Raw genomic sequence first — 24,721 nt, 5'->3', positions numbered from 1 at the left:
TAATGTGCACTGCACAATAGCTGTGCAGCCGGCTATCCTCAAAGCCGGAAGCCGGATGGGCTCCGAAATATGGCCTCCGAGAGGGCAGCCTTATCTAGCGCAGCATCGGCCAAAGCGTCGCCGCCAGCAGCACGCCCATGCCGATGTTGAACCATTTCAACCGCACCGGGTCGGACAGGAAGCCGCGTAGTGCCGTGCCGAATCCGGCCCAGACCGAGACACTGGGGAGATTGACCACGGTGAAAGCCACGCCGATCAGAATGACGGACAAGAACGGCCGTTCGGGATTGGTGTAGACGGCCATCGCGGTGATCGCCATCACCCAGGCCTTGGGGTTGACCCACTGGAAGGCCGCGGCATCGATGAATCGCATCGGCCGCGCATCCGTCTCACCCTTGCCACCCATCGAGCGCGACGTGGCGATCTTCCAGGCGAGGTAGAGCAGATAGACGGCACCGGCGATCTTCAGCCCGGTGTGCAGCGCCGGGAAGGCCGTCAGCACCGCGCCAAGCCCGAAGCCGACAGCGAGCAGCAGGACAAGAAAGCCGATGCTGATCCCCAGCATGTGCGGCACAGTCCTGACGATGCCGAAATTGACGCCGGAGGCCAGCAGCATGAGGTTGTTCGGGCCCGGCGTGATCGAGGTCACGAAGGCATAGACGAGCAGTGCGAGGAACGCGTCGAGTGAGATGATATCCTCCCAGATACGTCAGCACTATTGTCTTTTTCCAACGATGCACAAAGGCCAGTGCCGACCGTTGGTCGCGCCAGTCCCTACACTCCTGGAAATTCAGATGGGTAAGTCGGCCTACATCCCCTGAGGGCCGCGGTTCATGGCTGCCACGCCGGTGCGGCAGATCTCGACCAAGCCGAGCGGCTTCATGATGGCGATGAACTGGTCGAGCTTGGAGCCCTTGCCGGTGATCTCGAAGATAAAATGCTCGGTGTTGGCGTCGATGACGCTGGCGCGGAACGCGTCGGCGAGCCTGAGCGCCTCGACCCGGGCTTCGCCGGTGCCGGCAACCTTGACCAGCGCCAGTTCCCGCTCCAGCGGCCGCTCCTGTCCGAACTCGTGCGAACGCACGGTGAGATCGACCACGCGATGCACCGGCACGATGCGCTCGAGTTGATGCTTGATCTGCTCCAGCACATGCGGCGTGCCGCGCGTCACGATGGTGATGCGCGACAGGTGTTTTTCATGCTCGGTCTCCGAGACGGTCAGGCTCTCGATATTGTAGCCGCGGCCGGAAAACAGGCCGATGACCCGGGCAAGCACGCCCGGTTCGTTGTCGACCAGCACGGAAAGCGTGTGGTTTTCCGGCCTCTCCGTCTCCTTGGCGATGAAGTAGGCGGAACCGGTGGGTTGAAGGTGCTGTGCGTTCATGACATGAATCTCAAGTTCTTGACTAATTATCTGTTTTCGCACGGCTTATTTTGACAAGCCGTGCTCCGGTTCGTCGTCTACACCAGTTCCCTGCCCTTGGCGTCGATTGCATTGGCCACGACCTCGTCCGTCGCCTCGTCGGGCAGAAGCATCTCGTTATGCGCCTTGCCTGACGGGATCATCGGGAAGCAGTTGGCGAGCGTCGCCACGCGGCAGTCGAACAGCACCGGCTTCCTGACCGAAATCATCTCCTTGATCGCGTCGTCCAGTTCGTCTGGCTTGTCGCAGCGAATGCCGTGGCCGCCATAGGCCTCGGCCAGCTTGACGAAATCGGGCATCGCTTCGGTATAGGAGTGCGACAACCGGTTGCCGTGCAGCAGCTGCTGCCACTGGCGCACCATGCCCATATACTGGTTGTTGAGGATGAAGATCTTGATCGGCGCGTCGTGCTGCACGGCCGCACTCATCTCCTGCATGGTCATCTGCACCGAAGCATCGCCGGCAATGTCGACGACCAGCGCGTCGGGATGCGCGATCTGCACGCCGAGCGCGGCCGGCAGGCCGTAGCCCATCGTGCCCAGCCCGCCCGAGGTCATCCAGCGGTTCGGCTTCTCGAAATGATAATGCTGCGCCGCCCACATCTGGTGCTGGCCGACCTCGGTGGTGATGTAGGTGTCCATGTCCTTGGTCAGCTCGTAGAGCCGCTGGATGGCGTATTGCGGCATGATCACGTCGTTGTTCATCTTGAAGGCGAGTGAATCGCGCCCGCGCCATTTGGCGATCTGCTCCCACCAGGGGTAGAGCGCCTTCTTGTCGGCCTTGGCGGTTGCCCGCCACAGCCGCACCATGTCTTCCAGCACCCGCCCGACATCGCCGATGATGGGCACTTCGGTGTGGACGTTCTTGTTGATCGAGGACGGATCGATATCGATGTGGATCTTGCGCGAGTTCGGCGAGAACGCATTCAGCCTGCCGGTGATACGGTCGTCGAAACGCGCGCCGATGCAGAGCATGACGTCGCAATCATGCATGGCCATGTTGGCTTCGTAGGTGCCGTGCATGCCGAGCATGCCGAGCCAGTTCTTGCCCGACGCCGGATAGGCGCCGAGCCCCATCAGCGTCGAGGTGATCGGGAAACCGGTGAGATCGACCAGTTCGCGCAAGAGATGGCTCGCTTCCGGGCCGGAATTGATGACACCGCCACCCGAATAGATCACCGGTTTCCTGGCGCCGGCCATCAGTTCGACCGCCGCCTTGATCTTCTCCAGGTCGCCCTGGACCTTGGGCTGGTAGCTGGTGCGCGGCGCGATCTGCGGCGGCACGTAAAAGCCCTTGGCGAACTGCACGTCCTTCGGGATGTCGACCACGACCGGACCGGGACGGCCGGTCGTCGCGACATGGAACGCCTCGTGGATGGTCGCGGCGAGTTCGTTGACGTCCTTCACCAGCCAGTTGTGCTTGGTGCAGGGCCGCGTAATGCCGACCGTATCGCATTCCTGGAACGCGTCGGAGCCGATGAGCGAGGTCGGCACCTGACCGGTCAGGCAGACCAGCGGGATCGAATCCATCAGCGCATCCTGCAGCGGCGTCACCGCATTGGTGGCGCCGGGACCCGATGTCACCAGCATGACGCCGGCCTTGCCGGTCGACCGCGCATATCCCTCTGCCGCATGGCCAGCGCCCTGCTCGTGCCGCACGAGGATGTGCTCGACCTCGTCCTGCTGGAAGATCTCGTCATAGATCGGGAGAACGGCGCCGCCGGGATAACCGAAGACATGCTTGACGCCATTGTCCTTCAGCGCCTGCACCACCATTTCGGCGCCGGTCATTTCCCTACCTGCCATCTCGCGCCGCTCGTTCTGTCCATTGCTCATCGGTCTGGTCCCGTACTGTCCGCCATTGGGCGTTGCTGGTCGTTTAGTCGTGTTTCAGGCAATAAAAAAGGCCCCCGAGGGAGCCTGTGTCTGCGCATGGGGGGTTTTCGCCCGGCGGTTACACCGCCTTGCCCACGCGCCTTCCTACGAGAATGAGTGCCGTTTTCATGGTGGCGGACCATAAAGGCGAAGTCGCGGGGTCGTCAATGGGGTACCGCACGAATTCACTCAGCCGTGAGATCGGCTCCGCCGCGCGCTACCATAGTACAGTTGAGCCCATCCCATCGACGCACCACTATGCCGGGCTGACGACGTGCCTGGGAGGAGACGCGTTGCCGGCGAATGGGAGTCCCATCCCCAGGCAGGGAGGTCCTGGCCGGCCGCTTGCTGTTCCAGTGGAAGCCTGAACAGGCGTTGTTGGAAACCGACAACCGGAGGAGAAACCATGCTCGAGAGAACACCCACCACGAAGGCGCAGGCACTGCTCGACAAGCTTGGCAAGGCGCTGGAGACCGGCGACATCGACGCGGCGGTCAACTGTTTCCAGGCGGATTGCTACTGGCGCGACCTCGTCACCTTCACCTGGAATCTCAGGACGATGGAGGGCCAGGAGCAGATCCGCGACATGCTGAAAGCGACGCTGGCTGGAACCCGGCCGAGCGACTGGAAGGTGGCCGAAGGCGAGGAGGCGACCGAGGCGGACGGCGTCACCACCGCCTGGATCACCTTCGAGACCGAGGTGGCGCGCGGCTTCGGCCTGGTGCGGTTCAAGGGCGACCTGATCTGGACCTTGCTCACCAGCATGGCCGAACTCAAGGGCCATGAGGAGAAGGCCGGTTTCAATCGGCCGCTCGGCGCCAAGCACGGTCACGGCAAGGACAGGAAATCCTGGCGCGAGGAGCGTGACGACGAGATCGCCGAACTCGGCCGCGGCAAGCAGCCTTATGTCGTGATCATCGGCGGTGGCCAGGGCGGCATTGCGCTCGGCGCGCGCCTGCGACAGCTCGGCGTATCGGCCATCATCATCGAGAAGAACGAGCGTCCCGGCGATTCCTGGCGCAAGCGCTACAAGTCGCTCTGCCTGCACGATCCGGTCTGGTACGACCATCTGCCCTATATCGACTTCCCCAAGAACTGGCCGGTCTTCGCCCCGAAGGACAAGATCGGCGACTGGCTGGAGATGTACACGAAGGTGATGGAGCTGAACTACTGGTCCTCCACCTCGGCTAAATCCGCGAAATACGACGACAACGCCAAGGAATGGACCGTCGTGGCCGAACGTGACGGCGAAGAGATCGTGCTCAAGCCGAAGCAGTTGGTGTTGGCCACCGGCATGTCCGGCAAGGCGAACTGGCCGAAACACAAGGGCCAGGACATCTTCAAGGGCGAGCAGCAGCATTCCTCGACCCATCCCGGCCCCGACAAATATCGCGGCAAGAAGGTCGTGGTCATCGGCTCCAACAACTCCGCCCACGACATCTGCGCGGCTCTCTGGGAGGGTGGCGCGGACGTCACCATGGTGCAGCGCTCCTCCACCCATATCGTCAAATCCGACACGTTGATGGATATCGGACTCAGCGCACTCTATTCCGAGCAGGCGGTGGAGAACGGCATGACGACGCGCAAGGCCGACCTGATCTTCGCCTCCCTGCCCTATCGCATCCTGCACGAGTTCCAGATCCCGCTTTACCAGCAGATGAAGGAACGCGACGCGAAGTTCTACGCGGACCTGGAAAAGGCCGGCTTCCTGCTCGACTGGGGCGATGACGGCTCAGGCCTGTTCATGAAGTATCTGCGCCGGGGTTCGGGTTACTACATCGATGTCGGCGCCTGCGACCTGGTCATAGACGGCTCGATCAAGCTCAAGAGCGGACCAGGTGCGGCGGTGCGGGAATTGACGCAAACCGGCGTCAAATTCGCCGATGGCACCGAATTGCCGGCCGATCTCGTGATCTACGCCACAGGCTACGGCTCGATGAACGGATGGGCGGCGGACCTCATCTCGCAGGAGGTGGCCGACAAGGTCGGCAAGGTCTGGGGCCTTGGCTCCAACACCGCCAAGGATCCCGGCCCCTGGGAAGGCGAGCAGCGCAACATGTGGAAGCCGACCCAGCAGGAGGCGCTGTGGTTCCATGGCGGCAACCTCCATCAGTCACGCCACTATTCGCAATATCTGGCGCTGCAGCTCAAAGCCCGGCAGGTTGGCTTGCCGACACCAGTCTACGGGCTGCAGCAGGTCCATCACAAGGGATAGTCAGCTTCTCCCGCATCGACACGGTGAACCTGTCCCGCGTCGGCGACGTCGAACAAGGCGGCAGCGGAAGTTTCGCCGCTGGGGCTGGTCGGCGATGGCGTGAAAACGCCCTCGTCAGCCAAACGCTCGCGGCAGGGCCGGTATGCCGCCACCGCGCTTTCGCCGTCGAAGCAGAAGGACATGGCTGTCTCCTCCTGATCATTGGTCTCGTCAGGGCCGATTGGCGAAGTCGTGCACGACGCGCTGCAGCAACGGCACATAGTCGCGAAACGCCCGCGTCCGCATGTTGGCGACCTTGCCGCCCTCGTCCCAGATGCGAACCCGCACCGCTTCCTCATGGAACGGGTTCTCGCGGAACGCAGCCACCTCGTCGGCACTCATCGGTCCGCCCTGCAGCGACAAGGTATGAACCGAAGCCGGCGACAGCCTGGAGAAATAGGTCGGGTCGGCGGCGCAGAGATAGCGCTTGGCGGCAACGTGCAGCCGGACGCACTCGACGATGACAGGCGGGAAGAACGGCGCCAGCACTTCGCCGCCGGCCTCGTCATGGTGCTTGTCCTCGACATCGTCAGGCGAATAGGTGCCGAACTCGCTGGTGTAATGGCCGATGTCGTGCAGCAGCGCGGCGGCCACCAGCACGTCTGGGGCTCCATCCTGTTCCGCCAGCCAAGCCCCTTGCAGCATATGCTCGGACATCGTCACCGGCTCGCCGAGATAGGATTCGGCGCCCCGGCGCTCAAAAATGTCGGCGATGAATTCGACGATGGTGTCCGCGTTCAGATCCTGGCCGATCATTCCGCGGCCTCCTTGAAGCCGTGTTCGATCGCCGCGAGCGTCGACAACAGGCCGTCCTTGTCGGCGTAGCATCCCTGCAGCCAGCGCTTGCCGGTGCCGGAAAACGCCTTGCGGGCATGCATGACGCGGGTGTTGTCGACGATGAAGGCCTGGCCGGGCTCAAGCTTGAAGGTGACTTCGAAGGATGGATCCTCGATCAGCTCGGCGAAGCGGCGGTAGGCGGCATAGTAAGCGCCCATCTCGACGAACGGCACGTCGACGGTCGGCGCCAGCGAACGGTTGTTGAAGCGGATGCAGATCAGTTCGCCGTCGGGTCCAAGCTCGATCATCGGGCGCTTCGCCTGCAGCCGCACGCCGGACGACCCCGCATATTCGAACCGCGCCGCATGGGAACTCAACAGCCGAAAACCTTCGGGATTTTCCGTTTGAAGAGCGGCCGCGACGGCAAAGCCGTCGACGACGCTGGATTCACCGCCCTCCACCGTGTTCTCGATGCAGGACAGGATCTGCAGCGTCGGCACCGGATCGCGATAGGGATTGTCGGTATGCGCCTGCAGGCCCAGATTGGTGTAGGCGAGATTGTTCGGGTTGACCTCGGCGCGCACTTCGAACCAGCGCCCGTAATTGGTCTCCCTGACATAGCCGAACAGGTCGGACACCTTGCACAGCGCCCCGGATTCGGCCGGCAGCCCGTCCATCACCGCAAAACCATAAGTCCTCACCGCCGAAAGCCATTCGCGCAGGACACCGCGGCCATGCAGGGCCGCCGGATAGCTGGCGCGCGGCACCGCGTTCTGCATCGTCGCCCTGGTCCAGCGCTGGATGACATCGCCTGTCCAACCAGGCTGGCGTGTCTCGTCGCGATCATAGGCGTTCGCACGCAGCCATTGGGCGGGAAAGCTGACCGTTTTTCCCTCCGGCTCGAAGCTGATCTCCAGCGCTCCGGCCTTGATGGCGGCAGCGCCAATTCTCGTCTTCGCCGGAATGTCGAGGATGGTGATCAGGCGTTGGCCATTGCCGGCGCTGCGCGTCTTGTCGTCAAGCGCGTTGTCGCGCAGCCAGACGGCGTGGAAGCGGGTACGCTTGCCGTCTGTCCAACCAAGTTCGATTGTTCTGCCTTCATCGCCAACCAGCACGTGGGTGAGCATGGAAATCCGTCCTGTCGCCTTGTTGCCCACGGTTGGTGCCGTGGTTTGGATTGCATGTTGACCTTCCAAAAGGCATAATTCCAATTATCATTTTTTGGTCAATGGCATCGATTTGATGATGGCTCGGCGAACCGTCCCTACCCTCCCTCCACTCGACTGGCTGCGCAGTTTCGAGGCTGCGGCACGGCTGTCGAACTTCACCGCGGCGGCAACCGAACTCGGCCTGACCCAGGCGGCCGTCAGTCAGCACATCCGGCTGCTCGAGGAAAGGCTGAAGACGCGTCTGTTCTCGCGGCTGGCGCGTGGGGTCGCGCTGTCGCCGGAAGGTGCCGCCTACCTGCCCCACATCCAGTCGGCCTTCGCCACCATTGGCAGCAGCACCACGGAACTGTTCGAACCGCGCGCCGTCCAGACCGTCTCGCTCCGGGTGCCGATCTCGTTTGCGCTGCTGGCGCTGGTTCCGGCGCTGCCCGACCTCGCCGAGGCGCTGCCGCGCATCCAGCTTGATCTGGTGACGATCCATCGCCCGACCGACTACGATTTGCCAGGCTCGGCGCTCGACATCCGTTTCGGCAACGGATCCTTTCCCGGACGCGAGGCCGAGAGGCTGACCGCCGAGCGGCTTGTGCCGGTGGCAAGCCCGGCCTTGGCCAGTGCCGCCGACTGGACATCGCTGCCGCTGCTTCTGGTGGCCGGCGCGCGCGAGATGTGGGCGGAATGGTTCGCGGCGGCCGGATTGGCCGGCCATCCCCGGCGCTCGCATCGCTTCGACAGTTTCGTCGCCGCCATGCATGCGGCGAGCGCCGGTGCCGGCGTCCTCCTTGGGTCGCGGCCCCTAATCGACGCGGCGCTCGACGGCGGAGCGCTGGTCCGGCTTTCCGTTTTTGAGCTGCCCAGCACGTCAGGGCATTTCCTGACGAGGCCGTCGACCGCGCACCTGACCAGCGCGGAGCAGGATTTCCGCCATTGGCTGCTGAAGCGCCTCGCCGGGAAGGCATGAGTGACTGGCGTTACCGCGACGCTGTGCCGATGCGCTTCCAGTAGATCAGCGTGCCCGTCAGCCCGCCATGCGGCTTCAGCGCATAGTCCGGCACTTCGCCGGCCAAGGTGAAGCCGAGCTTCTCATAAAGTCCCGAAGCACCCTCTTCGCTCGCCGTATCCAGAACCAGCAGCGTGCGCCCCTTCTCCGCCGCGAGGCGTTCGGCGGCTCGCATCAGGCGCGTCCCGACACCCCTGCCCCGCTGCCCGACCGATGTCATCAGCTTGGCGATCTCGGCCCGATGCGGCTGATTGGGCGGACAGTCGAGCAGCAGGGTGACGGTGCCGACCAGAGCGCCGCCGTCCCATGCCCCAAGCACCATTCTTTGCCCTCGTGCCGCCGCGGCCAGCGACGTCTCCCAGAACGCGCTGGCAACATCCAACGCCAGCGGATGCATGAAGCTGACCGATCCGCCGGCGGCAACCGTTTCGACCAGCAGATCGGTCAGCTGTGCGAGTGTTTCCCGGCTTGCGGTCAACGGCCCGATTTCTATGACGTTCATACCTGGTCCTCTGGAACGATTGATGGGTCGACAGCGCCGCTTCAGTCGAGATGGCGCACACGCCGCCGCTTGCGCGCGGCCTTGATGGCGCCGATGCGTTCGGTGTCTTCTTCCTTGAGATGCCGACCGCGCTCCAGGATCTCGAGCGTGTACTCCTCATAGGTCAGGCCCAGCCGTTCGGCCTTGTCCATCCGCATCAGCATGACTTCGCGGCTCGGCGCCTTCCATGCCTTGGCGTGCGCGGCCTGCCAGGCCAGGAAGATGTATGGATCGCCCTTGCCCCATGGCGGCCCCTTGTAGTCGTCAAGAGGCGGCCCCCCATTGTGGGAGCGCTTTGGCCGTCGTGCCATGACGTCAGCTCCTGACCAGGGCGACGAGATAGTCGGCGCCCGGCTCCAGCGCATGAAAGGTGCAATCCGACGGCGCTCCGAGCGCCAGGCAGTCGCCCGGTTCGAGCCTGTGCACCTGGTCACCCTCGGTGAATTCGAGTTTTCCCGAGATCAGCCAGATCTGCTGCTTGATGAAGGCGTAGGAAGCCGCCGGCAAGCTGACCTTCGCGCCCGCCGGCAGATGGACCTTGATCAGTTCGAGCGGCATGTCGCAGGCCGGCGACAAATGCCGCCTGACATAGCCTGTGTCGGGGTCGCGCCACACTGGTTGGCCGGCCGCGCGCAGCAGCCCGCCGCCCTGCAATTCCGCCCGCGCGATGAGGGTCGAGAGCGTCATGCCGAAAGCCGCCGCTATGCGCACCAGAAGTGCCGCCGTCGGGCTGGTCATGCCGCGCTCGATCGTGCTCAGCATTGCCTTGGAAACACCGGAGTGTTCGGCGAGCTCGGCCAGCGACCAGTCCCGCATGGTCCTTTCGGTATGGATACGCCTGCCGATGGTCGAGGAAATGTCGTTCGCTATATCATCCATTCGTTCATTATAACGAAATCAATAGGCGCGTGAAGAGCCATTTCAAAGCAATTTTCACCAGGACCTTAATCGTCTCTACACCATCCGACCTCATCCGACCTTAACCCCGTTCCTGTAGGGTACGGCCTCAAGGGAAATGAGGATTGGCCTGTCCATGTATGTCGAACGCGAAGCTTCAGTCGGAGAACCGACATCGCAGGAGCGCCGCACAGCCGACCAGCGCATCCTGGGCAATGTCGTGCAATGCGACGGTGCGCGCGCCACCATCAGCGCCTATGCCGACGACGCCGATGGCGCGATCACCGGCCTGTGGACGGTCGGCAAGATGATCTCGATCAATCTTGGCACGACGCGAACCGTCGGCCTGGTCTACGCGATCGGCAAGTCGGATCTGGCCTGGAACAGTGACGGCAAGAACGCCATCGAGGTCAGCATCGAACTGATCGGCGAAGTCCGTGACGGCGCCGAAACCGGGGCCAGGCCGATCTTCGACCGCGGCATCACCATCTATCCGCATATCGGCGCCGTCGCGCACCGCATCCGCACCCGCGACCTGCAGGCGGTCTATGACCTGGCCGGCCGCCATTCGATCACCATCGGCTCGCTGGCGCAGGACGAGGCGATCGCCGCCAACATCGCCATCGATGACACGCTGGCGCGCCACTTCGCCATTGTCGGCACGACCGGCGTCGGCAAGTCGACAGCGGTGTCGCTGCTGCTGCGCAAGTCGATCGCGGCGCGACCGGACCTGCGCATCCTGATCCTCGATCCGCACAACGAGTTCGCGGCCTCGCTGCCCGAATATTGCGTCAGGGTCGATTCCAAGACGCTCGACCTGCCGTTTTGGATGTTCACGCTGGAGGAATTCGCCGAAGTGCTGTTTCGCGGACGCGAGACGGTGCCGGAAGAGATCGATGCCCTTCGCGACCTCATTCCGCTCGCCAAGAATCTCTATCGCAACCCCGGTTCAGGCGCCTACCTCAGGCGCGGCAGCGATGCGCTGACCGCCGATACGCCGGTGCCCTACCGCATCGCCGACCTGCTCAAGCAGATCGACGAGCGCATGGGCATGCTCGAAAGCAAGACCGATCGTCCGACCCTCAAATCGCTCAAGACACGCATCGAATCGGCGGCGGCCGATCCGCGCTACCGCTTCATGTTCAATTCGCGCCTGATCGAGGACACCATCCACGAGACGATCGGCAACATCTTCCGCGTGCCGCATCATGGCCGTCCGGTGACCTGCTTCGAGATGGCCGGCATGCCGTCGGAAGTGGTCAATTCCGTCTGCTCGGTGCTGGCGCGTCTGGCCTTCGACCTTGCTCTGTGGAGCGAAGGCAAGCTGCAGCTGTTGTTCCTATGCGAGGAAGCGCACCGCTACATGCCCGCCGATGCGCGTCTCGGCTTCGCGCCGACCCGGCACGCGCTGTCGCGCATCGCCAAGGAAGGCCGCAAATATGGCTGCTATCTCGGCGTCGTCACCCAGCGCCCCGGCGAGCTGGACCCGACCATTCTTTCGCAGTGCTCGACCTTCTTCGCCATGCGGCTCGCCAACGAGCAGGACCAGGCGATCATCCGCTCGGCGATCGCAGACTCTTCCGCCTCCACGCTCGCTTTCCTGTCCTCCATGGGCCAGCGCGAAGCGATCGCCTTCGGCGAAGGCGTAGCGACGACCATGCGGCTGAAATTCGAAAGATTGCCCGCTCACCTGCTTCCAGGCACGGCCAAGCGCGAGGAAGACGTGACGTCCAAGGCCGGCGAGGTCGACCTTGTGGCGATCGTGGAGCGGCTGCGCAACGTGCCGAAACCGCAGAGCCAGGCGATGGCTTTCGCCGAGGTGGTCGATTCCGGCCGGCAGGCCGGCGACCCCGACTACCGCAAAGCGCCGGCGGCGGCGCGCGTGCAGTCGGACGAAGATTTCGACACACGCTACGGCCTCAAACCCGCGACCTTCGGCCTGCGCCCGCAGAACGATTGAGCTGAGCGTCACGCCTCCATGAATAGTCCTGAGAATCCGTGCAAGCGGCCTATCCCGTCTTCGTCGGAAAGCTTGGGTAAATCCCGTCAGGGAGGTGGTCAGGCTGAGCCGATTGGTGTTTTGGTCCGCGAGCATCGGCCTTCGCCGGCCGCAGCCTTAAAGCGCAACGTCTCATAAGTGCTTTGGCCGGCGAAGGCCGGAAGCGCAGAAGTCGGCAGCAAACGGCCGGCATCACGAATTCAGGGATGGGATTTTAGGCGCAGACGCGGTTGCGGCCTTGCCTTTTGGCTTCGTAGAGCTGGCGGTCGGCGCGGCGGTAGAATTCCTCGGCCGTTTCCTTGCGATCCCAGACGGCAAGCCCGACGCTGGTGGTGATCTTGAGCCGGACATTGTTGCCGGAGAGGATCGACATGTTGGCGATCGCCTTGCGGATGCGCTCGGCGAATTTGGCCAGAAGGTCCGCCTCCATGTTGGGCGTGACCACGGCGAACTCCTCACCACCCAGGCGCGCCACCACATCGTGGAAACGTGTCATGTCCCTGAGGCATCTGGCGACAGCCTTGAGCACCTCGTCGCCGACATCGTGGCCGTGCGTGTCGTTGACCTGCTTGAAATGGTCGAGATCGAGGATCATCAGCCCGACCGGCTTTTCGATGCGCCGGAACTCCTCGAGATATTCCTTCAGCGCGTCGTCGAAATAGCGCCGGTTCTGCATGCCGGTCAGGCCGTCGGTCAGGGCGGCATGCTCGAGCGTTTCGGAGCGGGCGCTGAGCGACACCGTCATGGCGCGCAGCTTGCCCTCTTCGGTCGCCTGCTTGCGGATCAGCGGATAGATGAAGAAGATGCCGAAAAACAGCGCGGTGGCGAGCAGTACGCCGGTCGCGAACAGAAGCTTGTTGAGGTAGATGACCTTGTCGAGGCCGGAGGCCGTATGGAGTTCCGTGGCGAAGGATTGCAGTTGCCCATAGGCGTGCAGGGTCACCAGGCCAGCAGCCAGGATCACGAAGATAAAGACGAAAAAAGCGGATTCCGCTTTGTGGAAACGCATCTGCTCCCCGATGGAAAAATACCCCATGACCTTATCGCAGGGACCGACTTACGGAGCGTTAATTCCGACAACTTCGGCGAGAACCCTTCCCTCAGGGGCAACTTTTTAAGTTGCATTAGCAACAAGTGTTTGGATCGTGGTTTCGAGATCGTCACCGGGGCGAAGTCTCTGCCATTCCGGCCCCAACTGATGGCGAAACCAGGTAGCCTGCCGCTTGGCATATTGCCTTGTCGCTATCTTGGCGCGCTCGATCGCCTCGGGAAAGCTCGACTGCCCTGAGATCGCGGCCTGGAGCTCGCGGACCCCGATCGCCTTCATCGCCGGCAGGTCTGGATCCAGACGAAGGGCCGCAAGCTGCTTGACTTCCTCCAGCGCGCCCTTGTCCAGCATCTGGTCGAAACGCCTTTCGATGCGGTCAACCAATGCTGCCCGATCCGGCTCGACGACCAGGAAATGCGCGCTCGGCCTGTCGATGAGCGGCAGGCCGCGCTCTGCCTGCCAGTCCAGGATCGACCGGCCGGAGGCGTCGAGCACCTCGAGCGCCCGCACGATGCGCTGGCTGTCGGTTGGCTTCAACTGCATGGCGACGCTCGAATCCTCGCGCAGCAGCAAGGCATGCAGCTTGACCGCGCCTTGCTCCTTCAATTCGTAGCGCCAGCGGTCGCGTATCCGTTGTGGAATATCAGGCATTTCCGAAATCCCTTCAGCCAGCGCACGAAAGTAGAGGCCGGTGCCACCGACGAAGATTGGCCGCCGCGAGAGCGTCCCGTCATCAATGAGTTTCATGACGTCGCGCAGCCAGGCGCCGGTCGAGTAGGCGGTGCCGGGATGGACATGCCCATAGAGACAATGCGGCGCTCGTGCGAGTTCGGCCGCCTGCGGCCGGGCCGTCAGCACGTCGAGAACCGCATAGCCCTGCATGGAATCGGTGTTGACGATGACGCCGCCTGTGCGTTCGGCCAGTTCAAGCGCCAGCGCCGACTTGCCGCTGGCGGTCGGTCCGGCTATCAGGATCGCGTTCTTCACGCGGCCTTCGCCCGCGTCCGTGCCGGAATTCTCGATGCCGCTCATTGCCACGCTTGTTTCCCGTCCCGCCGATCGCGCTCTGTCGCCATCGCTTGCGAATATGGCCTCACGGTCGGTGGGCGCAAGCTCCGTCGTGTGGCTGGCCGAAGGCATTGCCTGTGACATTGCCCTGCCGCCAGCGGCGCAGGCTGATGAAACGACCGCGAGCCTTCGTGCCGCGGTGGCCGCTGAGCCCGTCGACGTGATTATCCAGCAGGCTGAAACACGCCGCAAGAAAATCCTTCTCGCCGACATGGATTCGACCATGATCGACCAGGAGTGCATCGACGAGCTGGCCGACGAGATCGGCGTCAAGGATCATGTCGCGGCGATCACCGCACGGTCGATGAACGGCGAGATCGCCTTCGAGCCGGCGCTGCGCGAGCGTGTGGCACTGCTCAAGGGGCTCGAAGCCGCCGTCGTCGACCATATCGTCGCCAATCGGCTGACCTTGGCCTCGGGCGGCCGCTCGCTGGTCCAGACCATGCGCGCCAACGGCGCCTGGACGGCGCTCGTCTCGGGCGGTTTCGAGGTTTTCACCACGCGCATCGCTGCGATGCTTGGCTTTCAGGAAGACCGCGCCAACCGCCTTCTCGACCAGGACGGACGCTTCACCGGGCTGGTCGGCGAGCCGATCCTCGGCCGCGCCGCCAAGGCCGAGGCGCTGCTCGAAATCTGTGCACGTCTTGGCCTGACGCCGGCCGATGCCATCGCCGTCGGCGACGGCGCCAACGATCTCGACATGATCCGCCTGGCCGGAACCGGTGTCGCGCTGCATGCCAAGCCTTCCGTCGCGGCTCAGGCAAAAGTCCGGATCGACCATTCCGACCTCACCGCATTGCTCTATCTGCAGGGCTACCGGCAGGAAGAATTCGTCCAATGAAGCCAATCCGCACCGAACGCCTGATCCTGCGCAATTGGGAGGATCGCGACCGCGAATTGTTCCATCGCATCAATTCCGATGATCGCGTGATGGAGTTCTTCCCGTTTCGCCGCGACCGTGCCGCCGCTGACGCCAAGATGGATGAGTTCCGCGCCTGGGTCGATGAGGACGGCTACGGCTTCGCCGCGGCCGAGATTGCCGCGACCGGCGAATGCATCGGTTTCGTCGGCCTCCTCGCGACCGATGATGTGCCATCGCTGCCGGCCGACACAATCGAGATCGGCTGGCGGTTGGCTCCCGAATTCTGGGGCAAGGGCTATGTCACCGAGGCCTCGGAGGCATGGCTGGCCTACGGCTTCGAGACACTGGCCGTCGACGAGATCGTTTCCTTCGCCGTGGCGGAAAACCACCGCTCGACCGCCGTTATGAAACGCCTCGGCATGACCGCCGACCCATCGAGCGATTTCGACCACCCCAGCATTCCGGACAGCCATCCCGCGCTCAAGCGGCATGTGCTCTACCGGCTGTCGCGCGAGGACTGGCAGGCAAGAAAAAGGGCGGCTCTCTAACCGCCCTTCCATCAAAATCAGATTTCTGCCGGCGTACTGGATCAATCCATCCGGATCGTAACGAAGCGCAACTCACCGGTCTTCGACGCCAGCATCAAGAGCGCGTTCTTGCGGCCCTGCTCCTTCAGCGCGCCGATCCGGTCCATGACGTCCTTGGGCGTGGCGACCGACTCCTGCGCGATCTCGGTGATCACCTCGCCAGGCTGGATACCGCGTTCCGCGGCGGCGGAGTCCTTGGCCACGTCGGTGATGACGACGCCGGAGACATCGCCGGCGATGCTGAACTTCTTGCGCGTCTCGTCGTTGAGTTCACCGACCGTCATGCCAAGCACCGAGGCGGTCGAGACGGCCGGAGCCTTGTCAGCGCCCTTGTCCTGGTCGGTATTGCCATTCTCGCCGCTGGCCAGCTTCTCGCCATCCTCGAGCCGGCCGAGCGTCACCTTCACCGTCTGCTCGACACCCTTGCGCACGATCAGCACGTCGACGGCCTTGCCCACCGGGCTTTCGGCGACGACGCGCGGCAGGTCGCGCATTTCATGGATGTCCTTGCCGTCGAACTTGATGATGACGTCGCCGGCCTGGATGGTGCCGTTGTCGACTGGTCCGCCCTTGATGACGCCGGCCACCAGCGCGCCCTTGGCGGTCGCCATGCCGAGGCTTTCGGCGATGTCGTCGGTCACCGGCTGGATGCGCACGCCGAGCCAGCCGCGCCGCGTCTCGCCATATTGGCGCAACTGCTCGACGACGCCAGAGGCGAGCTGCGAGGGAATGGAGAAGCCGATGCCGATCGAACCGCCGGACGGCGAAATGATCGCCGTGTTCATGCCGATGACCTCACCGGCGCTGTTGAACAGCGGTCCGCCCGAATTGCCGCGGTTGATCGCGGCGTCGGTCTGGATGAAGTCGTCATAGGGGCCTGAATTGATATCGCGGTTGCGCGCCGAGACGATGCCGACCGTGACCGTGCCGCCGAGGCCGAACGGATTGCCGACCGCCATCACCCAGTCGCCGACGCGCATCTTGGTGGAATCGCCGAATTTCACCGCTGTCAGCTTGTGGCCTTTCGGATCGACCTTCAGCACCGCGACGTCGGTCTTGGTGTCGGTGCCGACCAGCGTCGCCTTCAAGGTCACGCCATCGGAGAAATTGACCTCGATGTCGTCGGCATCGGCGATCACGTGGTTGTTGGTGACGACGATGCCTTGTTCGGCGTCGATGACGAAACCCGAACCGAGCGACTGCACCTTCTGCGAGCCGCCATCCTTTTCGCCACCGCGATTCTTGAAGAAATCGTCGAAGAAATCCTGGAACGGCGAGCCTTCGGGCAGTTGCGGCATCGGCACCGCGCCCGGCCCTTCCGTGCCCTTCACCGTTTGTGATGTCGAGATATTGACCACCGCGCCAAGCACCCCTTGCGCCAGGTCGGCGACCGAGGCCGGTCCGTCGGCGGCGAATGTCGGGGCCACGAAGGACGAAACGGCGACGGCGCCCAGGACCAGCGCTGCCGCGCCCGCGACCAATGTCCGTCGAGCCGCGTCCAAAAGGGTGTTGGATGTCATCGAGAAGCCTCCCGGCATTTCTAAAAGAGAAAAGCGCTTCGACGAAAACGCCGTGTCGCGCCATGATGGCAAGAAATACGGCACGTTTGCGGCTATGACTATCGGCGGAGTGTAAATCGAGCGTTATTCCGCAAACCGCCGCCTCTACACGCCCCGCACCAGCCAGACGACGCCGACACCAATGGCGATCGCCGCCAGCCCGCCAATCCGCAACGCATTCTCCGGCATCGACAGCACTTCGCCCGCGAGCTTCTTCGCCAGGCGGGGAAAGCCGCCGTAGACCAGGCCCTCTATGACGAGGACCAGGCCTATCGCCGCGAAGAAATCCTGCACCGGCCGTTACTGGCCGGTGCTGGGTTGTGTCGTCGGCGCGGCAGGTGCCGCTGCCGGCGCTGCCGGCGCAGCCGGCGCCGTCGGTTTCGCCGGTCCTTCCTTGCCGTCGGGATCGCGGAAGTAGCGGAAAAACTCCGAACTCGGCGACAGCACCATGGTCGTCCCGGTATTGTCCAGCGCGGTGCCATAGGCATTCATCGACCGGTAGAAGTCGAAGAAGGCGGGATCGCGCTTGTAGGCATCGGCGAAGGTGGCGCTGCGCTGCGCCTCGCCCTCACCGCGCAGGATCTCGGACTCCTTCTGCGCTTCGGCAACGATCTCGACCACTTCACGATCGGCGCGCGCCGTGATGCGCTGTGCCGCTTCGTTGCCGCGTGCCCGCAGCCGCGCAGCCTCCGCCAGGCGTTCCGCCTTCATGCGGTCGTAGGTCTGCTGTGAAACTTCGGCCGTCAGGTCGGTGCGGCGGATGCGAACATCCTCGATCTGCAAGCCGAGCGACGTGGCGTCGGGCCTGAGCTGATCGCGCACTTCGCGCATCATCACGGCACGCTCTTCGGAAAGCGCGGCCTCGAAATCGCGCAGACCGTAGACGCGGCGCAGGGCAGCGTCGAGACGCGTCCTGAGCCGCGCTTCGGCCAGTTCGATCTGACCGGACACGGCGGCCCGGAAGACGCGCGGATCCGAGATGCGATAGGCGATGAAGGCATCGACCTCATAGAACTTGCCGCCGGAGACCTGGACGCGGATGTTGTCGAGGTCGAAGCGCAGCACCCTGTTTTCGATCAGTTGCACCGTATCGGCGTCGAAGAACGAGAACGGCGCCTTGAAGTAGATGCCGGGCTCGCTCTTGACGTCGACGATCTCACCGAAGCGGAGCACCAGCGCCTGCTGGCGCGCATTGACCACGAAGACCGAGGAATAGATCAGGAACAGGACGACCGCCGCCACGGCGACGACGATGGGAAGACGGTTGGCCATCACTTGGTACCTCCCGTGTTCGCGGCGGGCGCGGCCGGTGCTGGCGGTTTCGGCTGCAATGCGGGCAGCGGCAGATAAGGCACGACACCCTGTCCGTTGCCCTGCTCGACGATGACCTTGCTCGAGTCCTTCAGAACCCTCTCCATGGTTTCCAGATAAAGGCGCTTGCGCGTGACATCGGGGGCTTTGGCATATTCGTCGTAGACCGAGATGAAGCGCTGCGCCTCACCTTCGGCTTCCTGCACCACACGGTTTTTGTAGGCGGCCGCGTCTTCGCGGACCTGGGCCGCCTCGCCGCGTGCCTGGCCGAGTTTCTGGTTGGAATACTGATTGGCCTGCTCGACGAACTTGTCCTCGTCCTGCTCGGCGCGCTGCACCTCGTCGAACGCATCTGCCACCTCGCGTGGCGGTGCCGCATCCTCGATGGAGACGGCGTTAACGTTGAGACCGGCCTTGTAGCCGTCCAGCGTCGTCTGGATGATCTCGCGCACCGAGGCCGCGATGCCCTGGCGATCGTCGCGGAAAATGTCCTGCGCCGGCCGGCGGCCGACGGCTTCGCGCATGGCGCTCTCGGCAACCTGCCGCAGCATGCCGTCCGGGTCGGAGACGTCGAACAGGTAAGCGCGGGGATCGGAGACCTGGTAGGCCACGGAGAACTGCACATTGACGATGTTCTGGTCGCCCGAGAGCATCAGCCCGTTGCCGCTGGTGTTGCCGCCGCCAATGTCGACGAGCTGCTCTGAAATCTTCGCCGTCTCGACGGTCTCGAGGGGCCACCAGTGGAAATGCAGGCCTGGCTGGGAAAGCTCGGCCTTCGGCTTGCCGAAGCGCAGTTCGACCGCGACCTCGTCGGGCTGCACAGTATAGACCGCCTGGAAGGCCCACAGAACAACCAGCACCGCGGCAATCAGGCCGAACACCGCCGGACTGGCGCCACCGCCGCCGGGCAGCGCGCGCCGCAGCCGATCCTGGCCACGGCGAATGATGTCCTCGAGGTCGGGAGGCGACCCCTGCGGGCCGCTTGGCCCCTTCGGTCCCTGCCCCCAGGGTCCCTGATTGTTACCGCCGCCACCCCACGGGCCGCCGCCTCCGCCACCTTTGTCGTTCCAGGGCATGAATGTCCTTTCGCTTGGAATTCCCTCAAGCGCCGCGGTTACGGCGCAAATCCAGTGTCGTTCTTCTATAGGGACGCCACGGCGCGCTTTCAACGCGATGCGACTTTCTCGGACAGTTAGAACAGCGACAATTGCTCCTCCTCAGCGGAATGCATCTCCGAATGAGCGATCATAGACGAATATTTATCCAAGAAAGAAGCCACCTCAGGATCCGCCCGCAACAAATTATCCGTCGTCTCGTATCGATGCTCTGGCTTTAGCCTAAGTAGAGTTGTAATCCTAAATGGATGATCGTCAGCGTCAGATCGAGGGTATTCCCGCTCTTTAAAATACCTCCAATGAGATCTATCAAACTCCCAATCGAATTTGGCATCTCCATTGATCCTCGCAAATACTTCTGTTAAATAAACTTTATTAATATATTTGCGAAATTCTCCATATATTCGCTCGCCACCAATTACAAAAAACTGTTTTCTAAAATTGCAAATTGAATAAACATCTGCCAGCAGGAGAGCCGTCTCAATATCTTTAGCCCACTTTATACCGCGGGCATCCGGCAAGGATGTACGGGAAAGAACTATATTCTCGCGCTTAGGAAGTGGCCGGCCGATCGACTCGAACGTTCGCCTGCCCATGATTATTGCATGTCCTTCGGTTCTTTGCCTAAAGTACCGAAGGTCAGTGCTTAGGTGCCAAGGTAATTTGTTCTCGATCCCAATGACATGGTCGGGGTAACTCCTTGCAACGATTGACGTCGCGGAAGGCATTTGAACTCTTTTCGCTACCAATGACTGGTCCCCACACTCAATAGTCGTAGGCCAGGGAAAACGCCGTCAACTTCGATGAGATTGGACCTCTATGTCCTATCAATTCTGATCGCGCCAGTGACGAAGCGCCGCAACTGGATTCAGTGCGCCCGATCACGCCGTTCTCGGCAATGGCGACATAGATCGCGACATGCATCAGTTTGCATCCCCGCCATTGCTGTCCGACGGGACGAGCAGGAGGATGTCGATGTCGTGCTCGGGATAGAAATCGTTCGCCTTCATCTCGAAACGCGTCGGCCCGACCTTTTTGACCTTGTCGCCGCAGAACGAGACCAGGGCTTTCGGATTGCCCTTGTCGACGGTCAGCTTGAACTTGCCGATGGTGCCCGCAGCCCAGTTGCCGCCGGTGGTCAGGATATAGGCGATGCGGCTTTCGTAGAATTTGGGGTAGCCGTCCGGATTGTCCTTCGCCGCCTTGCGCACCGCATTCTCGAATGTGTCGTCCATGCAGTAGCGGCTCTTGTAGGCCGCGTATGAGTTCTGGAACTGGCCTTCATTGAAGAAACTGACCGAGGATGTGCCGCCCACGCTGGGCTTGTAGCGGTGCGAGACGTGAACGTCCTTGTTGGCCGGAAAGGCCGCGCGCCACCAATAGGTCGAGCGCAATTGCCAGAACGGCGAATAGACCGGTTTTTGGCCACTGTCGGCTGTGGAATCCCCGATGATGATGCCGCGGTTGACCCAGTCGTCAGCAACCCCTTGCGGCAGCTTCGCCAGCGCCGCCTTGGCCGCGTCGCCGAACGGGTTGAAGGGCACGTTCTGCGCCTTGAGGTCGGCGCCGATGTCGATGCCGAGCGCGAGCACCTTCTGCTCGAGTTGGGGCTTGGCCGCGACGCCGTCGATCGTCACCTCGAAGCCGAGGAAATTATCGCTCTGGTTTTCCGGGATCGCCGGCATCTCTTCGGGATCGCCGGAAATGTCGGGCATCGGGAAGGCGACGATCGCGTCGACATCCTTGTCGGTGTTGTTGTGGAAGACGTAGTCCACCGTCACCTTTTCGGGCGAGATGAAAAGATCCTCGCTTTGCATCGCCACGGCATCGCTGCGCGATAGGATCAGGCCGCCGGTGCCAAGCTCGGCAACCGAATCATTGGCCATTGCAGGCGCCGCTGAAAGCGCCAACGCTAAAGCCAGAACAGATCGCAACATCGAAGCCCCCTCGGCTGGAATGCCTGGATGACCCTAGCCGTTTCAATGCGGCGTTTCAAAGCCCTTCCGCTTGCTGGACGTGCGTGGCCGGTCTGGACGCGCAGGCGGTCTGGACACGCAAGCGGTCTGGACACGCAGGCGGTCTGGACTAACAGGTTCCGATGGGGCAGGAGTTCGCGCCATGCGCAAGCTTCTCGTCATCGGCATCGGCGCCGGCAATCCCGACCACATGACCGTCCAGGCCATAGCAGGCCTGAACAGGGCGGACGTCCTGTTTATTCCCGACAAGGGCACCGACAAGACCGACCTTGCCAACCTGCGGCGCGGCATCTGCGACCGCTTCGTCACCAACCCGACCTCACGCAGGGTCGAGTTCGACGTGCCGGTGCGCGCCGAACCAACCTCTTCCTATCGCTCGACCGTCGACGACTGGCATGAAGCCATCGCCGCCATCTACGAGGCACTGATCCGCGACGAGATCTCCGGGGGTGGCTGCGGCGCCTTCCTGATCTGGGGCGATCCTTCGCTCTATGACAGCGCATTGCGCATTCTCGAGCGCGTGCGCCTGAGGGGCAATGTTGCGTTCGACCTGGAAGTCATCCCCGGCATAACGGCCGTCCAGGCGCTGGCAGCCAGCCACAAAACGGCGCTGAACCGCATCGGCGATCCCGTGCTGATCACCACCGGCCGCCGCCTGACCGAGGAAGGCATGCCGGACAATGCCGGCAGCGCCGTCGTCATGCTCGACGGCAAATGCGCCTTCAACACGCTGGCAGACCGGGACCTTTTCATCCAATGGGGCGCCTATCTCGGCACGCCCGACGAGATCATCATCTCCGGCCGCCTTGGCGATGTCGGCGCCGAGATCGAAAAGCGCCGCGACGAAGCCCGCCGGAAGAAAGGCTGGATCATGGATACGTATTTGCTGCGAAAGCCGGAGTAGTGGAATAGTGAGTAGTCAGTAGTCAGTAGGGACTAGGCTGTACTCACTACACTACTCACTACTCACTACTCACTACTCACTACTCCCTACTCCCTACTCACTACTCCCCTATCCCGCCTCAATCTCCGACTGCAACGCGTCCATATGCGTCGCCGCGGCCGCACTCGCCGCGCGCTCGATGGCGCGAAAACGGCTGACCACGGCCAGGCCGACGGTCGTCAGTTGCGCGCCGCCGCCCTTGCGGCCACCGGTCTGCGCCGCCACCAGCGGCTTGCCGAACACCCGGTTCATGTCCTCGACCAGGTCCCAGGCGTGCTTGTAGGACATCGCCATGCCGCGCGCGGCGGCCGAGATCGAACCGAAGGTGGCGATGTGCTCCAGAAGCTCGATCTTGCCAGGACCGATCCGTCCGTCCGGATCGAGATTTATCCGCAAGCTCAGCGACGGCATTGTTGCTCCTCCGCGACCGCTCAGCTTCGGCGACCGTTATTCCAAAACAATATAGCGCCGATCACCGCCGCTGTCAGCCATCGACGTCGAGCGGCAGACCGGCGCCGGTATTTCCCCGATCGAAGCTCACGGTCTTGACCACCGCGAAAACCTTGCCGCCGAGCCGCAGCTTCAGCGCCTGCCGCGACTGTTCCGTGATGCGGGCGAGCACCGTTGCCCCATTGCAGTCGATGCCGATTTCGACCGTCGGCCCCTCGCCGGGACTGATCGCGACGATCGTGCCGGGCAGGATGTTGAGGGCACTGAGGCCCGTCGGTTTCTCCGCGGCGATCATCACGTCGCGAGCGCGAATGCGGATACGCACGGGAGCCCCGGCCTTCATCCCAAGACGCGGCACGCGGATCTCGCCGGCGGCCGAGCCGAGCACGGTCATCCCAAAAGCCTCCTCGTGACGCAGCACCTTCGTGTCCAGCACGGCGCCGCCCTCGCCGCGCTCTTCCACCGGCAACAGGTCGAGCCTTTGCATGACAGCGTCGGTCGGGCCGCTAGCCGTGACCTTGCCCCGCGCCAGCATCACCACGTCGCTCGCCAGCCGCGCCACCTCGGCGACCGAATGGCTGACATAGACGATCGGGATCTTCGTTTCGTCGCGCAGCCGCTCGATATAGGGCAGGATCTCGGCCTTGCGCGCTTCGTCGAGCGAGGCCAGCGGCTCGTCCATGAGCAGCAGTCTGGGGCTGGCCAGCAGCGCCCTGCCGATCGCCACGCGCTGCTTCTCGCCGCCCGAGAGTTTTGCCGGTCGTCGCCCAAGCAGCGGGCCGATGCCCAGCAATTCTACAACGGCGTCCATGTCCGCATAGCGTTCCGCCGCCGGCGTGAACCAGCGGCCGTAGCGCAGATTGCTCATCACGCTCATATGCGGAAACAGGCGCGCATCCTGGAACACCATGCCGATGCGGCGTTTGTGCCTTGGCACGAAAATGCCGGCACCAGTGTCGACCAGCACGCGGCCATCGATCTCGATGCGCCCCTTGTCCGGCCGGATCAGCCCGGCAATCATGTTGATCAGCGTCGTCTTGCCGGAACCGGACGGCCCGAACAGCGCTGTCAGCCGTCCGGCGCTCTCGAAGCGGGCATCGATGGCGAAATCGCCAAGCCGGTGGCCGATGTCGACAAGGACGCTCATTCGATGTCCATCCGCCGCCCGACCCGCCGCGCCAGCACTTCCGATGCGACCAATGCCGCCATCGAGATGATGATCGAAATCAGCGTCAGCCGCAGCGCCCCTTCGTCGCCGCCCGGCACCTGGGTAAAAGTGTAGATCGCCGACGGCAGCGTCTGAGTCTCGCCAGGAATGTTGGAGACGAAAGTGATCGTCGCGCCGAACTCGCCCATCGCCTTGGCGAAGGACAGGATGGCGCCGGCGATCAGCCCGGGCAGGATCAGCGGCAGCGTGATGGTGCCGAACACCCACAGCGGGTTGGCGCCGAGCGTTCCCGCCGCCGCCTCCATCTTGCGATCCACCGCCTCGATCGACAGCCGGATCGCCCGCACCATCAGGGGAAAGCCCATGACACCGCAGGCAAGGGCGGCACCCGTCCAGCGAAACGAGAAGACGATGCCGAATTGTTCGGCGAGGAAGGCCCCGGCCGGGCCGCGTTTGCCGAACGTCAAAAGCAAGAGATAGCCGGTCACCACAGGCGGCAGGATCAGCGGCAGGTGCACCACCCCGTTGAGCAGCGTCTTGCCCCAGAATTGCCCCCGGGCAAGCAGCAGCGCGATCGCTATGCCCGGCGGCAGGCTGGCGAGCATCGCCACCGTCGCCACCTTGATGGACAGCCGGACCGCATTCCATTCGTCGGGAGTGAGGTCCAGCAGCCAGCTCATAGTGCGGTATCGGGCCTTTTCGA

Annotated in this window: 26 protein-coding genes; 6 read left to right on the top strand and 20 right to left on the bottom strand. The window is 63.2% G+C overall.

All coding sequences use genetic code 11. From position 1 onward, the window contains the following. Nucleotides 1–94 precede the first annotated feature (94 nt). The 3 genes from FJW04_RS13655 to FJW04_RS13645 all read right to left on the bottom strand — a co-directional run bounded on the left by FJW04_RS13655 (nt 95) and on the right by FJW04_RS13645 (nt 3,258). Nucleotides 95–691: a LysE family translocator gene (locus tag FJW04_RS13655; protein WP_140714685.1), complete on the bottom strand. Its 597-nt coding sequence runs from the start codon at nt 689–691 to the stop codon at nt 95–97. 117 nt (nt 692–808) lie between these two features. Then, nucleotides 809–1,384, bottom strand: coding sequence for an acetolactate synthase small subunit (gene ilvN / locus FJW04_RS13650; RefSeq protein WP_013894763.1), 576 nt, complete (start codon nt 1,382–1,384; stop codon nt 809–811). Nucleotides 1,385–1,461: 77 nt separating this feature from the next. After that, entirely contained in the window at nt 1,462–3,258 is a 1,797-nt protein-coding gene (locus tag FJW04_RS13645) for an acetolactate synthase 3 large subunit (RefSeq protein WP_140615748.1), read from the bottom strand. 445 nt (nt 3,259–3,703) lie between these two features. Here FJW04_RS13645 and FJW04_RS13635 point away from each other — a divergent pair, with 445 nt between their 5' ends. Then, on the top strand, nt 3,704–5,512 hold the full coding sequence (locus tag FJW04_RS13635) for an NAD(P)/FAD-dependent oxidoreductase (protein ID WP_140714683.1): 1,809 nt from the start codon (nt 3,704–3,706) through the stop codon (nt 5,510–5,512). Here FJW04_RS13635 and FJW04_RS13630 read toward each other — a convergent pair. Genes FJW04_RS13630 through FJW04_RS13620 form a run of 3 tightly spaced genes read right to left on the bottom strand, consistent with a single transcriptional unit; the run spans nt 5,500 to nt 7,455 of the window. Further along, nucleotides 5,500–5,694, bottom strand: a complete 195-nt coding sequence (locus FJW04_RS13630) for a hypothetical protein (RefSeq protein ID WP_140714681.1) — start codon at nt 5,692–5,694, stop codon at nt 5,500–5,502. The two genes, FJW04_RS13635 and FJW04_RS13630, sit on opposite strands and share 13 nt — an antisense overlap. 28 nt (nt 5,695–5,722) lie before the next feature. Continuing rightward, nucleotides 5,723–6,307, bottom strand: a complete 585-nt coding sequence (locus FJW04_RS13625) for an HD domain-containing protein (RefSeq protein WP_015317289.1) — start codon at nt 6,305–6,307, stop codon at nt 5,723–5,725. Then, nucleotides 6,304–7,455: a gamma-butyrobetaine dioxygenase gene (locus FJW04_RS13620; protein WP_140714680.1), complete on the bottom strand. Its 1,152-nt coding sequence runs from the start codon at nt 7,453–7,455 to the stop codon at nt 6,304–6,306. Before FJW04_RS13620 ends, FJW04_RS13625 begins: the two co-directional genes overlap by 4 nt. Before the next feature lie 118 nt (nt 7,456–7,573). Here FJW04_RS13620 and FJW04_RS13615 point away from each other — a divergent pair, with 118 nt between their 5' ends. Further along, on the top strand, nt 7,574–8,455 hold the full coding sequence (locus FJW04_RS13615) for a LysR substrate-binding domain-containing protein (protein ID WP_140714678.1): 882 nt from the start codon (nt 7,574–7,576) through the stop codon (nt 8,453–8,455). A 10-nt stretch (nt 8,456–8,465) separates the two neighbouring features. On the opposite strand, the gene FJW04_RS13610 is transcribed toward FJW04_RS13615, so the two are convergent. Genes FJW04_RS13610 through FJW04_RS13600 form a run of 3 tightly spaced genes read right to left on the bottom strand, consistent with a single transcriptional unit; the run spans nt 8,466 to nt 9,914 of the window. Next, entirely contained in the window at nt 8,466–8,996 is a 531-nt protein-coding gene (locus FJW04_RS13610; RefSeq protein ID WP_015317286.1) for a GNAT family N-acetyltransferase, read from the bottom strand. A gap of 41 nt (nt 8,997–9,037) precedes the next feature. Continuing rightward, a complete protein-coding gene (locus tag FJW04_RS13605) occupies nt 9,038–9,346 on the bottom strand; it encodes a hypothetical protein (protein WP_140615734.1) in 309 nt (102 codons plus the stop codon). A 4-nt stretch (nt 9,347–9,350) separates the two neighbouring features. After that, a complete protein-coding gene (locus FJW04_RS13600; protein WP_140714676.1) occupies nt 9,351–9,914 on the bottom strand; it encodes an XRE family transcriptional regulator in 564 nt (187 codons plus the stop codon). A gap of 154 nt (nt 9,915–10,068) precedes the next feature. Here FJW04_RS13600 and FJW04_RS13595 point away from each other — a divergent pair, with 154 nt between their 5' ends. Then, entirely contained in the window at nt 10,069–11,892 is a 1,824-nt protein-coding gene (locus tag FJW04_RS13595) for an ATP-binding protein (RefSeq protein WP_140714674.1), read from the top strand. 253 nt (nt 11,893–12,145) lie between these two features. On the opposite strand, the gene FJW04_RS13590 is transcribed toward FJW04_RS13595, so the two are convergent. Together FJW04_RS13590 and miaA are read right to left on the bottom strand one after the other, a co-directional pair. After that, nucleotides 12,146–12,940, bottom strand: a complete 795-nt coding sequence (locus FJW04_RS13590) for a GGDEF domain-containing protein (protein WP_140660958.1) — start codon at nt 12,938–12,940, stop codon at nt 12,146–12,148. A 105-nt stretch (nt 12,941–13,045) separates the two neighbouring features. Further along, nucleotides 13,046–14,011, bottom strand: a complete 966-nt coding sequence (gene miaA, locus FJW04_RS13585) for a tRNA (adenosine(37)-N6)-dimethylallyltransferase MiaA (protein WP_140714672.1) — start codon at nt 14,009–14,011, stop codon at nt 13,046–13,048. Between miaA and serB the strand changes: the two genes are divergently transcribed. Then, nucleotides 14,001–14,888 carry a phosphoserine phosphatase SerB gene (gene serB / locus FJW04_RS13580; RefSeq protein WP_140714670.1) on the top strand — a complete coding sequence of 296 codons (888 nt, stop codon included), beginning with the start codon at nt 14,001–14,003 and terminating at the stop codon, nt 14,886–14,888. The two genes, miaA and serB, sit on opposite strands and share 11 nt — an antisense overlap. After that, the gene (locus FJW04_RS13575; protein ID WP_140714668.1) at nt 14,885–15,457 is read left to right on the top strand and encodes a GNAT family N-acetyltransferase; all 573 of its coding nucleotides are present in this window, start codon (nt 14,885–14,887) and stop codon (nt 15,455–15,457) included. Before serB ends, FJW04_RS13575 begins: the two co-directional genes overlap by 4 nt. A gap of 41 nt (nt 15,458–15,498) precedes the next feature. Here FJW04_RS13575 and FJW04_RS13570 read toward each other — a convergent pair whose 3' ends face one another. The 6 genes from FJW04_RS13570 to FJW04_RS13545 form a co-directional block, all read right to left on the bottom strand. Beyond that, nucleotides 15,499–17,016, bottom strand: coding sequence for a DegQ family serine endoprotease (locus FJW04_RS13570; RefSeq protein ID WP_140714666.1), 1,518 nt, complete (start codon nt 17,014–17,016; stop codon nt 15,499–15,501). A gap of 144 nt (nt 17,017–17,160) precedes the next feature. Beyond that, nucleotides 17,161–17,349: a DUF2065 domain-containing protein gene (locus FJW04_RS13565; RefSeq protein WP_015317277.1), complete on the bottom strand. Its 189-nt coding sequence runs from the start codon at nt 17,347–17,349 to the stop codon at nt 17,161–17,163. A gap of 6 nt (nt 17,350–17,355) precedes the next feature. Then, nucleotides 17,356–18,327 (bottom strand): protease modulator HflC, encoded by a 972-nt coding sequence (locus FJW04_RS13560; RefSeq protein WP_140714664.1) that lies wholly within the window; start codon nt 18,325–18,327, stop codon nt 17,356–17,358. Continuing rightward, entirely contained in the window at nt 18,327–19,442 is a 1,116-nt protein-coding gene (hflK, locus tag FJW04_RS13555; RefSeq protein WP_140660953.1) for an FtsH protease activity modulator HflK, read from the bottom strand. Before hflK ends, FJW04_RS13560 begins: the two co-directional genes overlap by 1 nt. 116 nt (nt 19,443–19,558) lie before the next feature. Further along, a complete protein-coding gene (locus tag FJW04_RS13550) occupies nt 19,559–20,209 on the bottom strand; it encodes a dihydrofolate reductase (RefSeq protein ID WP_140714662.1) in 651 nt (216 codons plus the stop codon). A 195-nt stretch (nt 20,210–20,404) separates the two neighbouring features. Next, nucleotides 20,405–21,418, bottom strand: a complete 1,014-nt coding sequence (locus FJW04_RS13545) for a DUF4424 domain-containing protein (RefSeq protein WP_140714660.1) — start codon at nt 21,416–21,418, stop codon at nt 20,405–20,407. Nucleotides 21,419–21,599: 181 nt separating this feature from the next. Here FJW04_RS13545 and cobF point away from each other — a divergent pair, with 181 nt between their 5' ends. Continuing rightward, entirely contained in the window at nt 21,600–22,361 is a 762-nt protein-coding gene (gene cobF, locus FJW04_RS13540; protein ID WP_140714658.1) for a precorrin-6A synthase (deacetylating), read from the top strand. A gap of 108 nt (nt 22,362–22,469) precedes the next feature. On the opposite strand, the gene FJW04_RS13535 is transcribed toward cobF, so the two are convergent. The 3 genes from FJW04_RS13535 to modB all read right to left on the bottom strand — a co-directional run bounded on the left by FJW04_RS13535 (nt 22,470) and on the right by modB (nt 24,698). Beyond that, entirely contained in the window at nt 22,470–22,811 is a 342-nt protein-coding gene (locus tag FJW04_RS13535) for a winged helix-turn-helix domain-containing protein (RefSeq protein WP_140615713.1), read from the bottom strand. A gap of 73 nt (nt 22,812–22,884) precedes the next feature. Then, a complete protein-coding gene (modC, locus tag FJW04_RS13530; protein ID WP_140714656.1) occupies nt 22,885–23,997 on the bottom strand; it encodes a molybdenum ABC transporter ATP-binding protein in 1,113 nt (370 codons plus the stop codon). Further along, complete coding sequence (gene modB / locus FJW04_RS13525; RefSeq protein WP_140714654.1) at nt 23,994–24,698, bottom strand: molybdate ABC transporter permease subunit; 705 nt, start codon at nt 24,696–24,698, stop codon at nt 23,994–23,996. Before modB ends, modC begins: the two co-directional genes overlap by 4 nt. Nucleotides 24,699–24,721: the final 23 nt, after the last annotated feature.

Source organism: Mesorhizobium sp. B2-7-3 (genome assembly GCF_006440715.1).
GTDB classification, from domain to species: Bacteria; Pseudomonadota; Alphaproteobacteria; order Rhizobiales; family Rhizobiaceae; genus Mesorhizobium; species Mesorhizobium australicum.
The sequence above is the reverse complement of the archived record's forward strand: the minus strand, read 5'-3'. Positions and strand labels throughout refer to the sequence as shown.

Bases quoted from the DNA above. Each gene is read 5' to 3' on its own strand.
- ilvN (WP_013894763.1), bottom strand. From the start codon at position 1,384: ATGAACGCACAGCACCTTCAACCCACCGGTTCCGCCTACTTCATCGCC.
- FJW04_RS13645 (WP_140615748.1), bottom strand. From the start codon at position 3,258: ATGAGCAATGGACAGAACGAGCGGCGCGAGATGGCAGGTAGGGAAATG.
- FJW04_RS13635 (WP_140714683.1), top strand. From the start codon at position 3,704: ATGCTCGAGAGAACACCCACCACGAAGGCGCAGGCACTGCTCGACAAG.
- FJW04_RS13630 (WP_140714681.1), bottom strand. From the start codon at position 5,694: ATGTCCTTCTGCTTCGACGGCGAAAGCGCGGTGGCGGCATACCGGCCC.
- FJW04_RS13625 (WP_015317289.1), bottom strand. From the start codon at position 6,307: ATGATCGGCCAGGATCTGAACGCGGACACCATCGTCGAATTCATCGCC.
- FJW04_RS13620 (WP_140714680.1), bottom strand. From the start codon at position 7,455: ATGCTCACCCACGTGCTGGTTGGCGATGAAGGCAGAACAATCGAACTT.
- FJW04_RS13615 (WP_140714678.1), top strand. From the start codon at position 7,574: ATGGCTCGGCGAACCGTCCCTACCCTCCCTCCACTCGACTGGCTGCGC.
- FJW04_RS13610 (WP_015317286.1), bottom strand. From the start codon at position 8,996: ATGAACGTCATAGAAATCGGGCCGTTGACCGCAAGCCGGGAAACACTC.
- FJW04_RS13605 (WP_140615734.1), bottom strand. From the start codon at position 9,346: ATGGCACGACGGCCAAAGCGCTCCCACAATGGGGGGCCGCCTCTTGAC.
- FJW04_RS13600 (WP_140714676.1), bottom strand. From the start codon at position 9,914: ATGGATGATATAGCGAACGACATTTCCTCGACCATCGGCAGGCGTATC.
- FJW04_RS13595 (WP_140714674.1), top strand. From the start codon at position 10,069: ATGTATGTCGAACGCGAAGCTTCAGTCGGAGAACCGACATCGCAGGAG.
- FJW04_RS13590 (WP_140660958.1), bottom strand. From the start codon at position 12,940: ATGCGTTTCCACAAAGCGGAATCCGCTTTTTTCGTCTTTATCTTCGTG.
- serB (WP_140714670.1), top strand. From the start codon at position 14,001: ATGCCGCTCATTGCCACGCTTGTTTCCCGTCCCGCCGATCGCGCTCTG.
- miaA (WP_140714672.1), bottom strand. From the start codon at position 14,011: ATGAGCGGCATCGAGAATTCCGGCACGGACGCGGGCGAAGGCCGCGTG.
- FJW04_RS13575 (WP_140714668.1), top strand. From the start codon at position 14,885: ATGAAGCCAATCCGCACCGAACGCCTGATCCTGCGCAATTGGGAGGAT.
- FJW04_RS13570 (WP_140714666.1), bottom strand. From the start codon at position 17,016: ATGACATCCAACACCCTTTTGGACGCGGCTCGACGGACATTGGTCGCG.
- FJW04_RS13560 (WP_140714664.1), bottom strand. From the start codon at position 18,327: ATGGCCAACCGTCTTCCCATCGTCGTCGCCGTGGCGGCGGTCGTCCTG.
- hflK (WP_140660953.1), bottom strand. From the start codon at position 19,442: ATGCCCTGGAACGACAAAGGTGGCGGAGGCGGCGGCCCGTGGGGTGGC.
- FJW04_RS13550 (WP_140714662.1), bottom strand. From the start codon at position 20,209: ATGCCTTCCGCGACGTCAATCGTTGCAAGGAGTTACCCCGACCATGTC.
- FJW04_RS13545 (WP_140714660.1), bottom strand. From the start codon at position 21,418: ATGTTGCGATCTGTTCTGGCTTTAGCGTTGGCGCTTTCAGCGGCGCCT.
- cobF (WP_140714658.1), top strand. From the start codon at position 21,600: ATGCGCAAGCTTCTCGTCATCGGCATCGGCGCCGGCAATCCCGACCAC.
- FJW04_RS13535 (WP_140615713.1), bottom strand. From the start codon at position 22,811: ATGCCGTCGCTGAGCTTGCGGATAAATCTCGATCCGGACGGACGGATC.
- modC (WP_140714656.1), bottom strand. From the start codon at position 23,997: ATGAGCGTCCTTGTCGACATCGGCCACCGGCTTGGCGATTTCGCCATC.
- modB (WP_140714654.1), bottom strand. From the start codon at position 24,698: ATGAGCTGGCTGCTGGACCTCACTCCCGACGAATGGAATGCGGTCCGG.